Here is a 12,151-nt window from a genome sequence, read left to right as displayed (position 1 = left end):
CCGAACACGACCCAGCCCAACCCAGCCCAGCCTGCGCAGCAAAGGGGCAGCCCGCCGACGGGGGAAGATCGGCGGGCTGCCTGGTGCCACAGTGGACTGGTGGACTAGCTAGTGGACGGAATGCTCCTCGAGAGGGAACGTTCCGCCGACGACGTCATCGGCGAACGCCTTCGCCGCGTTCCCCATCACCGCACGCAGATCGGCGTACTGCTTCACGAACTTCGGGACGCGACCGCTGGTCAGCCCCAGCATGTCCGTCCAGACCAGCACCTGCGCGTCCGTCTCCGGCCCCGCCCCGATACCGACCGTCGGGATGTGCAGCACCCGGGTGACCTCCGCGGCAAGCTCCGCCGGGACGAGCTCGAGCACGACCGCGAACGCACCCGCGTCCTGGACGGCCTTGGCGTCCCGCAGAAGCTGCTGAGCGGCCTCCTCGCCGCGCCCTTGGACGCGGTAGCCCATCGAGTTCACCGACTGCGGGGTGAGGCCGACGTGCGCCATCACCGGGATACCGGACTCCACGAGCAGCTCGATCTGCCGGTGGGAGCGTTCGCCGCCCTCCAGCTTCACCGCACCGACCCCGGCCTCCTTGACCAGCCGGGTGGCCGAGCGCAGCGCCTGCACCGGCCCCTCCTGGTACGACCCGAAGGGCAGGTCGCCCACGATCAGGGCCCGCGAAGTGCCCCGTACGACGGCGGCCGACAGCATGGTCATCTCGTCGAGCGTGACGGGCACGGTGGTCTCGTACCCCAGGTGGCAGTTGCCCGCCGAGTCCCCGACGAGCATGACCGGGATGCCGGCCTCGTCGAAGACGGACGCGGTCATCGCGTCGTACGCGGTGAGCATGGGCCACTTCTCGCCGCGCTCCTTGGCGGCGGAGATGTCGCGGACGGTGATACGGCGTGTGCCCTTGCCCCCGTACAGCGCCCTACTGCTGCTGTCGGTCGGCTTCTGGGCAGCCGAAAGCTGCGTCATTGCAACGGCTCCTTCTGTCATCTCGAAGCGCCCTGACGGCGTCCCCGGATCACCTCCATGGTGGCACCTCGTGCCAGGGAACGGCTAGAGGGGCTACTCCTGCCCTCTTCGTCTGCGTAGGACCTCTGGGCAAGACCTCTGGGTAAGACCGCGTAAGACCTCGGTAAAGGATTTTAAATACGAGACGGTCTCGTATCGAATCTCCCCTAGGCTCGTCGGCATGACAACTCCTGCCGTCCCCGCCTCCCGCATACCGGAAGCCGTGCACCGGCGACGCTGGGCGATCCTCGGCGTGCTGATGCTGAGCCTGCTGATCGTCGTTCTCGACAACTCGATCCTGAACGTCGCGATCAAGACCATCTCGACCCCCGCCCCGACCGGCCTGGGAGCCACCCAGAGCGAGCTCGAATGGGCCATCAACTCCTACACCCTCGTCTTCGCGGGCCTGCTCTTCTCCGCCGGGCTCCTCGGTGACCGGCTCGGACGCAAGAAGGTCCTGCTCGGCGGACTCGTCGTCTTCGGTATCGGCTCGGCGCTCGCCGCCTCCTCCGGCTCGCCGGTCGAACTCATCGCGTTCCGCGCGGTGATGGGCCTCGGCGCCGCCTTTGTGATGCCCGCCACCCTCGCGGTCCTCATGAACGTCTTCGAGCGCGACGAACAGCCGAAGGCCATCGGCATCTGGGCGGGCGGCGTCGGCCTCGCCATCGCCATCGGGCCGATCACCGGAGGAGTCCTGCTCGACCACTTCTGGTGGGGGTCCGTCTTCCTGATCAACGTGCCGATCGTCCTGGTCGCGCTCGCGCTGATGGTCTGGCTGGTTCCCGACTCCCGCGACCCGAAGCCCGGGCGCATCGACCCCATCGGCGTCGTACTGTCCGTCGTCGGGCTCGTCCTGCTCGTGTACGGCATCATCAAGGGCGGTCAGCTCGCCGACTTCGCCGATCCGACGGTGCTGGCGACCATCGGCGCCGGACTCGCCGTACTCGTCGGCTTCGTCGTGTTCGAGAAGCGCAGCGACCATCCGTCCATCGACGTCACGTACTTCAAGAACAAGGTCTTCTCGGCGGCGATCAGCGCCATCGCGCTGGTGTTCTTCGCGCTGATGGGCGTGACCTTCTTCGCCGTCTTCTACACCCAGAGCGTGCGCGGCTACTCGCCCCTGGAGACAGGCCTGTTGATGCTGCCGCTGGCCGCCGCGCAGATGATCTTCGCGCCGCGCGCCCGGCTGGTCGTGGACCGCTTCGGCAACAAGGCCACCACCACCGGCGGCATGCTCACCATCGCCGCCATGCTGGCCGCGTTCGCCACGCTGGAGGCGGACACGCCGATCTGGATCCTGGAGGTCATCTTCTTCTTCATGGGCGCGGGGATGGCGCACATCATGACGCCCACCAGCGTCGTGATCATGCAGGCCCTGCCCCGCGAGAAGGCCGGCTCCGCCTCCGCGCTCAGCAACACGTTCCGCCAGGTCGGCGGCGCTCTCGGTATCGCCGTACTCGGCTCGGTGCTCTCCGCCGCGTACCGCTCGGGCATCGAGGACCGGCTGCCCGCCGCCGCCCGGCACACCGCGGGCGAGTCCATCGAGGCCACGCTCGGCTACGCCGCGAAACTCGGCCCGAAGGGAGACGCCCTGGTCGGCCCGGCCAACGACGCCTTCCTGCACGCGATGCACGTCACGGCCCTGTGCGGCGCCGGTGTCGCCCTCGTCGGCGCGGTGGTCGTGGGCCTGTTCCTGCCGGGCCGCACTCCGGCCCCGACGGAGAAGGCGGGCGAGGACCCGGAGCTGGTGGGCGCGGACCACTGAGCCGTACGGCGGGATCGGGCCCGCCCGGGGCGACGGTGAGCGAACGCCTCGCACACCAGGGAGAATTGGATCAGGCGGAGTGGCGGACAGCAACAGCGACAGCGACAGGGAAGAGCGGAGCGAGGACGTGGGCGTCGCGGAGCAGGAGCAGGAGCAGGAGCAGGAGCAGGAGCAGGAGCGGGAGCGGGAGCGGGACGCGGAGGTGCCGACGGCCGGGCGCGGTGGGCCCGGCAGGGGACGCCCGCGCAGCGAGGCGGTGGAGCGCTCGATCATCGAGGGCGTCATGACGCTGCTGGAGGAGGGCGTCCCCCTCGCGGACATCTCCATCGAGCGGGTCGCCCGCATCGCCGGTGTGGGCAAGGCCACCATCTACCGCCGCTGGAGCGGCCGGGAGGAACTGTTCTGCGATGTGCTGCGCACTGCCGAACCGCCCGACCCGGAGCTGCCCGGCACCTCCATGCGCGACGACCTGATCGTCCTGCTCGAATCGCTCCGCAAGCGCGGCCTGGCCACCCGCTCGTCGGCGATCCTGCACAACGTCTACGCGCAGATGAAGAGCAGCCCCAAGCTGTGGAAGGTGTACCACGCGGCCGTCATCGAACCACGCCGCCGGACCGCCCTCGACGTGCTGCGCCGCGGCCAGGAGAACGGCGAGATCCGCGCGGACGTCGACGTCGACCTGGTCAACGACCTGTTCATGGGCCCCATGCTCGTACGTGCCGTCATGCGCCCGGACGCCGGACTCGAGGAAGGCCTGTCCGAACGGATCGTCGACACCGTCATGGAGGGCCTGGGTCCCGTCAAGCACTGATGGAAGCCCTGCGGGGCCCCAACCCCCGGCAGAATGTGCGCGTTTCGTCACAGACCGCCCTCATCGGGCCCGCATTCGGAACTCGTCACGCCGACTTGTTCGTCCTCGTGCCCGTACGGCCGTCCTGGGACGGCGAGAACGGACGCGATCATCCCCTAGGGTCTTATGCGCGGGGATGATGTGCACGGCAGTTGGTGAGGCGACGGTATGGCGCAGGCGTACAAGACGGAGACGGGCAGCGGCGGCCAGGGGCCCGACCGCAGAGAACCCCGGCTTCGGCGCCTACTCTCCTCCCTCCGTAACGACCGGGGCGTCTGGCGCCGCGGGATCGTCCTGGCCGCGCTCGCCGTCGTGCTCGCCCTGGTGATGCTGCTGCACGCCCAGGTCCCGAACACCATCGGCAACCTCGGCAGCCTCACCGAGACGTTCCTGCCCTGGCTGGGCGTCCTCATCCCGGTGCTGCTCGTCCTCGCGCTGGTCCGCAGGTCGGCGACCGCGCTCATCGCCGTGCTGCTGCCCGCGATCGTCTGGCTCAACCTCTTCGGCGGGCTGCTCGGCGACAAGACCGGCGGCGGCGGAGACCTCACGGTAGCCACGCACAACGTCAACGCCGACAACCCGGACCCGGCCGGCACGGCCCGCGACGTGGCCGCCTCCGGCGCCGACGTGGTGGCCCTGGAGGAGCTGACGGCCTCGGCGGTCCCGGTGTACGAGAAGGCCCTCGCCTCGACGTACAAGTACCACTCCGTGCAGGGCACGGTCGGGCTGTGGAGCAAGTACCCGCTGAGCGGCGCGAAGCCCGTCGACATCAAGCTCGGCTGGACGCGGGCGATGCGGGCGACGGTCACCGCCCCCGAGGGGCAGCTCGCGGTGTACGTGGCTCATCTCCCCTCCGTGCGGGTGAAGATCGAGGCCGGGTTCACCGCGCGGCAGCGCGACAAGAGCGCCGACGCGCTCGGCGAGGCCATCGCCGACGAGAAGCTCCAGCAGGTCGTCCTGCTCGGCGACCTGAACGGCACGATGAACGACCGCGCGCTCAACGCCGTCTCCGCACAGATGCGCTCCACGCAGGGCGCGGCGGGCAGCGGCTTCGGGTTCAGCTGGCCGGCGTCGTTCCCGATGGCGCGGATCGACCAGATCCTGGTGAAGGGCGTCGAGCCGCTCACCTCGTGGAGTCTCCCGGAGACCGGCAGCGACCATCTTCCGATCGCCGCCCGCGTGAAGCTCTCGGCAACCGGCTCGTAACCCCTGGGAATACTGGGCCTGAGAGGCTTTGTTCCGTAGCTGAACATATGCTGTACGGAACCGCCCGCTCCTTTTGAAAGGCCCCCTCATGCCCCTGGCCCTGCTCGCCCTCGCCGTGGGCGCCTTCGGCATCGGCACGACCGAGTTCGTGATGATGGGCCTGCTGCCCGACGTCGCGGACGACCTGCACATCTCGATCCCCACCGCCGGACACCTGGTCTCGGCGTACGCGATCGGCGTCGTCATCGGCGCCCCGCTCCTCGCCGCGGTGACCGCGCGCATGCCCCGCCGCAAGGTCCTGATCGGCCTGATGGTCCTGTTCGTCGCGGGCAACGCGCTCTCCGCGTTCGCCCCCGACTACCACTGGCTGGTCGCCGCCCGCTTCCTGAGCGGGCTGCCGCACGGCGCGTTCTTCGGCGTGGGCGCCGTCGTCGCCACCGGCATGGTCGCCTCCGAGCGCAAGGCCCGCGCGGTCTCGCTGATGTTCCTCGGCCTGACCGTGGCGAACATCGCGGGTGTGCCCGTCGCGACCCTCATGGGCCAGCACCTCGGCTGGCGGTCGACGTTCCTCGGCGTCAGCGCGATCGGCCTGGCGGCCATCGTGTCCCTGGCGCTGCTGCTGCCCCGCGACCACGCCCACACCCGCGCCCCCGCCGCCGGGCTGCGCGGCGAGCTGGCGGCGCTCAGGTCGCTGCCGGTCTGGCTGGCCCTCGGTACGACGGTCGCGGGCTTCGGCGCGCTGTTCTCGGCGTACAGCTACATCACGCCCATGCTGACGGACTCCGCCGGATACGCCGACTCCAGCGTGACGCTGCTGCTGGCGCTGTTCGGCGTGGGGGCCACGGTGGGCAATCTGCTCGGCGGCCGCCTGGCCGACCGCTCGATGCGGGGCACGCTGTTCGGCGGTCTGGTCTCGCTGGCGGCGGTCCTGGCCCTCTTCCCGGTCCTGATGGGGACGGCGTGGAGCGCGGCCCTGGCCGTGGTGCTGCTCGGCACGGCGGCGTTCGTCACCAGCTCCCCGCTTCTGCTGATGGTCATGGAGAAGGCGTCCTCGGCCCCCTCGCTGGCCTCCTCCGCCAACCAGGCCGCCTTCAACCTCGCGAACGCCGGCGGTGCCTGGATCGGCGGTCTTGCCCTGACGGCCGGCTTCGGCGTGACGTCTCCGGCCCTCGCGGGCGCGGTGCTTGCGGTGCTGGGGCTGGGGGTTGCGGGGGTTGCGTACGCCGTGGATCTGCGCCGGGTGACTGTCCAGGTCCACACCGGGCGGGTTGTGGCGACGCACGTGCCGCGGCCCGCGGAGACGGCCGCGCACCGCTGAGCCCTGCTTCGGCAGGGGGCGCGGGTGCCCACCGCACATCGGTGTTTCGCCGAGTGGACCGCCGCCCGGGTCTGGGCCAAGCTGCACCGCGTCATCCTCGACGAGCTGGGCGCGCGCAGAGATCTGGAGTGGTCTCGCTGCGCGCTCGACTCGGTGAACATGCGGGCCCTGAAAGGGGGGAGCTGACGGGTCCGAATCCTGCCGATCGGGGCAAGAAGGGCTCAAAGATCCACTTGATTACCGAGCGGACCGGTTTACCCCTCTCCTTCGGCGTCTCCGGCGCGAACTTGCGCGACAGCCAGGCACTAGAGCCGCTGGTGCGGGGTATCCCGCCGATCCGGTCCCGCCGCGGCCCGCGCAGGCGACGGCCCGCCAAGCTCCACGCGGACAAGGGTTACGACTACGACCACCTGCGCTGATGGCTGCGCAAGCGCGGCATCCGGCACCGCATCGCCAGCAAGGGAATCGAGTCTTCCGCACGGCTGGGCCGACATCGCTGACGATCGAGCGCACCATGTCCTGGCTGGCCGGCTGCCGCCGCCTGCGCCGCCGCTACGAACGCAAGGCCGAACACTTCCTGGCCTTCACTGCCATCGCCTGCAGCCTCATCTGCTACTGCGGACTCACCAAATGAGGCAATGTCTTAGGTCATGGGCCTTGGCGGCGTCGGCGAGCGGGAGGGATCACGCAGGTCACCGCGATGCTGTGCGTGATTCCTCCTGCGGGCTCGGTCCTCAGCGTGTGGGCTGTGGGTGCGGTTGGCTGTAGCGGGTGGCGGGGGTAGGGACGTTGCCGCCCATGAGCAGGGCGGTCTCGGCGGCGAGGAAGGCATCGAGTGCGGCGGTCTGGTCCTCCAGGCCCGGTACGCAGATCGTCTCGCCGAGGCGCAGGCCGGCGAGGCTGGCTCGGGCCACGCCTTCCGCGGTCATGGCGGAGGGGATGTTTCCGTATCCGCCGGCGAACTCCGTCGCCACCACGCCCGGGCAGACCACCTGGGTGCGGATGGGGGTGTCGGCGAGTTCGTGGGTGAGGGTGCGGGTGAAGGCGACGGTGGCGGCCTTGGCGGCGTTGTAGATGGTGCGGGGCGGCATGTGCGGGTTGCTCTGCCCGGCGCTGAAGGCCAGCAGTGAGGCGACCGTGACGATGGTTCCTTCCCCCGCGGTCAGCATGCCGGGCAGGGCGGCGCGTGCGAGTTGGATGGACGCCACGCCGTTGAGTGTGAGCAGGCGGTCGATCTCCTCCGGGGCGACGTCGGCGAGGGGAGCGTAGCCGCCGTCTCCCGCGTTGCTGATCAGCAGCCGGACATCACCGGCGGCGATGCGCTTGGTCACCGTGGTGAGGCCGTCGTGGTTCCCGAGGTCCGCGGGCAGGACCTCCACGGCGGCGCCGGCCGCGCGGAGTTCGTCCGCGAGCGCGGAAAGGCGGTCGGCCCTTCGGGCCACCAGGACGAAGTCGCAGTCGGCGGCGAGGAGGCGGGCGTAGGCGGCGCCTATTCCGGAGGAGGCGCCGGTGATGAGAGCAAGAGTGCGAGGCATGAGGACAGCTTGATTCAAGCACCTGCGCCATGTCAAACGTTTGATAGTCGACCACTGTCGTATTCTCACCGCATGACGCTGCATGATGAGGGGCCGGTCGGCGCCGACGCACTGGACCGGGTGACCTGGGCACTGCGGCGGGCGGAGTTGGCCGTGACAGCCCTGAAGGAGCAACGGTTGCGCTCGCTGGGCATGGCGGCGGCACACTATTCCCTGCTCATCGCCGTCCACGTCGATCCCGGCCTGGCCGGAGCGGAACTGGCCCGCCGCCTGAACGTCACCCCGCAGGCGGTGGCCTCCCTGGTGACCCGACTGGAGGGCCGGGGCCAACTGGAACGCCGGCCGCACCCGCGCCACCGTCACGTGCAGGAGCTCCACCTCACCGATGCCGGCCGCGACGCCTTGCGCAAGGCCGACTCTGTGATTACGGAGATCGAACAGCAGATCACCGAGAAACTCGGCGCCAAGGACTCCACCCAACTGAAGGCGCTCCTCGGTCAGGTGACCGACGCGATACAACAGGTGCAACCGGCAGGTCCCTTCAGTAGACCGGTCACCTTGCGCGATGACGGCACACCGGGGTGAACGTGCGAGCAGCCGGCACGTCATGGCCTCATCACCTTGGACGAGGAAGCCCCGCATCATCACCGAACCAGCCTGAACCTGTCGCGGCACTCGCACACGGCCTCTGCTCTTGCCAGAGATGCTGGTCACCTGCGCTCGACGCGTGAGCGATGCGCGAGCGGACGACGTGAGACGCGCCGTCGCACGTCAGCCCCTCCCCCTGCCACGAGGCGCTGATCAGGCAGAACAACACCACGCGGCATGGTCAAGCATCACCCGGCAAGGATGCGATCCCACTCCCCGAGCGGGGTGCGCTTCTTTTGTCACGACCCAGGCAGGCCGCCTTCGCGCGAGCTGTCGAACGAGTCGTGGGAACACCACATGCTCAACCTGGAGCTGGCGGATGCGATCCGCGCGGCCCGCTGAGGGCCTGGCGGGCACCCGTATCGCGGAGATCGCCGCCCGCGCCGGCGTGCACGAGACCTCGGTCTACCGGCGGTGGGGCACCCGGACCAACCTGATCCTCGAAGCCCTCTCGGACCGCCTGGACACGGAACTGCCCCTGCCTGACACCGGTTCCACGCACAAGGACCTGACCACCTTCTTCACCGCGCTCGCCGCGTTCCTCACCACGCCCACGGGCCAATCCCTCGCCCGCCTCGCCCTCACCGCACCGGACGACGAGCCCCGGTCCGACCAACTCCGCAACCAGTTCTGGACCGCCCGCCTGGACCGCGCCCGCATCCTCGTCCAACGTGGCATCGACCGCGGCGACCTCCCGCCGGACAGCAGCCCCGAGTTCCTCCTCGAAGCCCTGACCGGCCCCCTCCACCTGCGCATCGTGCAACGCGACCAGCCCGCAGGGCACGCCTACGTGAGTCGACTCGTGGACCTGGTACTGGCCGGCGCTCGCTCAATACCACCCAACAGCCACACCAGGTCAAACCGTTGAGGAAAGAAGTGGAGCCATGCGCGGGGCGTCGTATCCGACGTCGAAGACGATGATGATGTCCGCGTCGCCCGGCCGCCACTGGCCGGCGTGCACCAGCCGGGTGACCACCTCGCGCAGCTGGGCGTCGGTCACCGTGGTGGCATCGTCGGACGGCCCCGGCCGGATCGCGTCCAGCGCGGCCGTTCAGGACGTGCGTTCCGTCTCCAGCGCGGCGACGAAAGAGTAAGGCCAGCCGGGGATGAACTGATCCGCGCTGCGGCCCCGCTCGTAGACGTGGCGGAACAGCAGCTCCGGGCTGGTTGGGGCGTCGGGCCGCAGCCAGTTGCTCACGTCGACGGCAAGAACGATCCGCCCGTCGGCGGCACGCGGCAGCGGCGTGGAGGCCAGCAGCCTGCGCAGACGGCGCGGTTCCAGCCAGCCGTGATGGACCGCGTCGCACACCTCCCCGTGCCTGCGCCGGTGTTCGGCCGTGAGAGTCAACTCGACCAGCGACGTCACCGGGCCGTCCGAGCAGAGCACTGCACACTGATCTGCTATCGCAGACTCGCCACGGTGCCGGTGCTCGCGGGGCTGGGCCGACGGCACATGTATGCGCTGTCGGCCCAGCCACACTCCTCACCTGCTGCTGTCTTGATCAGAGGTTCAGCAGGTGTGCCGCGTTGCGGTGTGCGATGCGTTTGAGGTCGGCGCGGGAGAACGGCGCTGTGCGGAGGAACTCGACTGCCTCGGCGGTTGATTCGTAGGGGTAGTCGACGGCGAACAGCAGCCGGTCGGCGCCGATGGCCTGGACGGCTCCGAGGAGGGCCGCGTGGGAGAAGACGCCGCTGGTGGTCGCGTAGAGGTTGTGCCGCAGGTAGTGGGAGGGCAGGTGTCGTGGCCTGCTCTTGGGGTCGGCCTGGTGGTAGCGGCTGTCGAGCCGGGCCAGCTGGAAGGGCAGCAGTTCTCCCATGTGTCCCAGCGTCACCGAGGCCCCGGGGAACTCGTCGAACACTCCGCCGTAGATCAGGCGAAGTGCGTGGGCGCCGACCTGTGCTGTCCATCCCCAGGACGGCCCGCTCAGTACGGGATGTCCCTGGAACACCCGCCACTGGTCGGCGGGGAAGAGCGCGGGATGGAGGTAGAGCGTCACGCCGAGCCGTTCAAGCTCGGCCCACACGGGCCGGAACTGCGGCTCATCGAGGTAGTGGCCCTGAACGTGGTCGTTGTGCAGGACCCCCTTGAGGCCCAGTTGCTCCACCGCCCGGCGCAGCTCGACCACGGCGGCCTTCGGGTCCTGCAACGGCAGGGCGGCGAAGCCGGCGAACCGTGTCGGGTGGGCGGCGACCACGTCGGCCAGGCGGTCGTTGACCCGGCGGGCCGTGGCCACGGCCTCGGCGGGGTCCTCGATGGCCTCCACGCCGGGTGAGGTGAGCGACAGGACCTGTATGTCCACGCCATGCTCGTCCATGTCCGCCAGCCGCAACTCCGTGAAGTCGGCGAGCCGGCGCCCCCACTCCTGCCCCCAGCCGGGAGGCATCCGGGCCTCGCCCGGCCACGGGATCAGCTCCGGAACGGAGAACGCCTCTTCGACTGCGATCACCTTCATGCGGCGCCCCGGGCGGCCGGTGGCGGTCCCGGCCGACGTGGAGGTGGCGGCCGACGTGGAGGTGGCGGCCTGGGCGGCGGCGGGCGGGGCCGTGAGGGCTGCCGTGCCGGCGGTGGCGCCGGCCGCGGCGGCCAGCAGACGCCGCCGCGAGGTGCCCGCGGTGAGGGGGGATTCAGACGATCCTGTCGTCATCGTCATGCCTTTCCATCGGTTTACGGGAATCGGGGGCATGGGTCGGAGGGGTGGGGTTCGATTCGCCCTCCACCATTAGGTAACCTAATCATAGGCTACCTAATGAAGGGTGATCTCGGAAGCTCCGGTGATGTGCGGCCCCAGACCTGACCGGCCTACGATCGGCAGACCGCGCCAAACCGACCGCCCCACCGTGAAAGCAGAACCCCATGGCCTCCTCCCCGCCTGAATCCGAGCCGCTCATCCGGCTGCTGTGGCGCGCACACAACTGGTTCCGAACCGCCCTGACCACCGCGTTCGAGAACCAGGAAGACGGGGCGGCCGTCAGTGCGGCACACGTGACTCTGCTCAGTCAGCTCCCGTCAGAGGGGGCGAGCATCGCCGAACTGGCTCGGCGTCTGGGCGTCAGCGCCCCGACCGCGCACCAGTGGGTGCATGAACTCGTCGCCCTGGGCGTGGTGACCGTGGAGAGCGATCCGCACTCCGCCCGGTCGAAGCTCGTACTCCTCACGGCGGTCGGCGTCCGGCGCCGCGCGGAGACGATGCAGATACTGGCCGGACTCGAAGCCGCGCTCGCCGAACGCGTCGGCGCGGATACCGTCACCGCACTACGGGCCGCCCTGGAGGAACCGTGGGGATCTCCGGAATCGGCGGCGGCGGACCTCCCCGACCTTTCCACCCCGTAACGCTGTTGACTCCCGGGCGCAGTGGACCAGTCCCTCCCCGGGCAGCAGGCGCATGGCCACCACGCGCGGACCGCATGACCGGTCCGGCGTGAACCTGTACGACAGCCGGGTCCTGGAACGTCTGCGGAATCCCTGCCGACCCGCTCCCGCCGCGGTCCGCGGCGACGCCGGCCGGCCAAGCTCCACGCCGACGAGGCGTACGACTACGACCACCCGCGTCCTTGGCCCCCGCAAGCGCGGCGTCACCCGCAAGGGCATGGAGTCCTCGAGCCGCCTGGGCCGCCACCGCTGGACGACCGAACGCACCGCCTCCTGGCTGGCCGAATGCCGCCGCCTGCACCCTCGTCTTATTCCGTGAACGCGAACTTAGCCATGGTTGCCCTGAGGCGATTCCACGGGCCGGACTTCCGGTATTCACTCGTGGGTTCAATCGGCGCTCGGGAACTCGCGTTCCCTGCACAAGAGTTGCGCTTGCGACGTATGA

The 12,151-nt window shown here is 69.8% G+C and carries 11 protein-coding genes and 2 pseudogenes; 9 read left to right on the top strand and 4 right to left on the bottom strand.

What is annotated here, in order from left to right; genetic code table 11:
* Positions 1 to 108: 108 nt before the first annotated feature.
* Complete coding sequence (gene panB / locus GAS53_RS37380; protein ID WP_151482216.1) at positions 109 to 975, bottom strand: 3-methyl-2-oxobutanoate hydroxymethyltransferase; 867 nt, start codon at positions 973 to 975, stop codon at positions 109 to 111.
* Between the two features lie 220 nt (positions 976 to 1,195).
* Here panB and GAS53_RS37375 point away from each other — a divergent pair, with 220 nt between their 5' ends.
* The 5 genes and pseudogenes from GAS53_RS37375 to GAS53_RS37355 all read left to right on the top strand — a co-directional run.
* Positions 1,196 to 2,779: an MFS transporter gene (locus GAS53_RS37375; RefSeq protein WP_151482215.1), complete on the top strand. Its 1,584-nt coding sequence runs from the start codon at positions 1,196 to 1,198 to the stop codon at positions 2,777 to 2,779.
* A gap of 202 nt (positions 2,780 to 2,981) precedes the next feature.
* Entirely contained in the window at positions 2,982 to 3,590 is a 609-nt protein-coding gene (locus GAS53_RS37370) for a TetR/AcrR family transcriptional regulator (protein ID WP_225859339.1), read from the top strand.
* Positions 3,591 to 3,797: 207 nt separating this feature from the next.
* Entirely contained in the window at positions 3,798 to 4,835 is a 1,038-nt protein-coding gene (locus GAS53_RS37365; protein ID WP_151482214.1) for an endonuclease/exonuclease/phosphatase family protein, read from the top strand.
* 88 nt (positions 4,836 to 4,923) lie between these two features.
* A complete protein-coding gene (locus GAS53_RS37360) occupies positions 4,924 to 6,153 on the top strand; it encodes an MFS transporter (RefSeq protein ID WP_151482213.1) in 1,230 nt (409 codons plus the stop codon).
* A gap of 30 nt (positions 6,154 to 6,183) precedes the next feature.
* Positions 6,184 to 6,787, top strand: a pseudogene (locus GAS53_RS37355) (IS5 family transposase); the annotation flags it as partial.
* A 100-nt stretch (positions 6,788 to 6,887) separates the two neighbouring features.
* Here the strand turns inward: GAS53_RS37355 and GAS53_RS37350 are convergent.
* The gene (locus tag GAS53_RS37350) at positions 6,888 to 7,688 is read right to left on the bottom strand and encodes an SDR family NAD(P)-dependent oxidoreductase (protein ID WP_151482212.1); all 801 of its coding nucleotides are present in this window, start codon (positions 7,686 to 7,688) and stop codon (positions 6,888 to 6,890) included.
* 72 nt (positions 7,689 to 7,760) lie between these two features.
* On the opposite strand from GAS53_RS37350, the gene GAS53_RS37345 reads away from it, so the two are divergent.
* A complete protein-coding gene (locus tag GAS53_RS37345; RefSeq protein WP_151482211.1) occupies positions 7,761 to 8,273 on the top strand; it encodes a MarR family winged helix-turn-helix transcriptional regulator in 513 nt (170 codons plus the stop codon).
* 382 nt (positions 8,274 to 8,655) lie between these two features.
* Complete coding sequence (locus GAS53_RS37340; RefSeq protein ID WP_151482210.1) at positions 8,656 to 9,204, top strand: TetR/AcrR family transcriptional regulator; 549 nt, start codon at positions 8,656 to 8,658, stop codon at positions 9,202 to 9,204.
* A 3-nt stretch (positions 9,205 to 9,207) separates the two neighbouring features.
* Here the strand turns inward: GAS53_RS37340 and GAS53_RS37335 are convergent.
* Positions 9,208 to 9,741, bottom strand: a pseudogene (locus GAS53_RS37335) (transposase); the annotation flags it as partial.
* Between the two features lie 97 nt (positions 9,742 to 9,838).
* On the bottom strand, positions 9,839 to 10,987 hold the full coding sequence (locus tag GAS53_RS37330; RefSeq protein WP_225859336.1) for an amidohydrolase family protein: 1,149 nt from the start codon (positions 10,985 to 10,987) through the stop codon (positions 9,839 to 9,841).
* Positions 10,988 to 11,190: 203 nt separating this feature from the next.
* Here GAS53_RS37330 and GAS53_RS37325 point away from each other — a divergent pair, with 203 nt between their 5' ends.
* Together GAS53_RS37325 and GAS53_RS58540 are read left to right on the top strand one after the other, a co-directional pair.
* Positions 11,191 to 11,667, top strand: a complete 477-nt coding sequence (locus tag GAS53_RS37325) for a MarR family winged helix-turn-helix transcriptional regulator (protein WP_151482208.1) — start codon at positions 11,191 to 11,193, stop codon at positions 11,665 to 11,667.
* 52 nt (positions 11,668 to 11,719) lie between these two features.
* A complete protein-coding gene (locus tag GAS53_RS58540) occupies positions 11,720 to 12,025 on the top strand; it encodes a hypothetical protein (protein WP_404829381.1) in 306 nt (101 codons plus the stop codon).
* Positions 12,026 to 12,151: the final 126 nt, after the last annotated feature.

Source organism: Streptomyces albicerus (genome assembly GCF_008905045.1).
Classification (GTDB): Bacteria; Actinomycetota; Actinomycetes; order Streptomycetales; family Streptomycetaceae; genus Streptomyces; species Streptomyces albicerus.
This window is presented reverse-complemented; position numbering and strand designations above follow the sequence as displayed.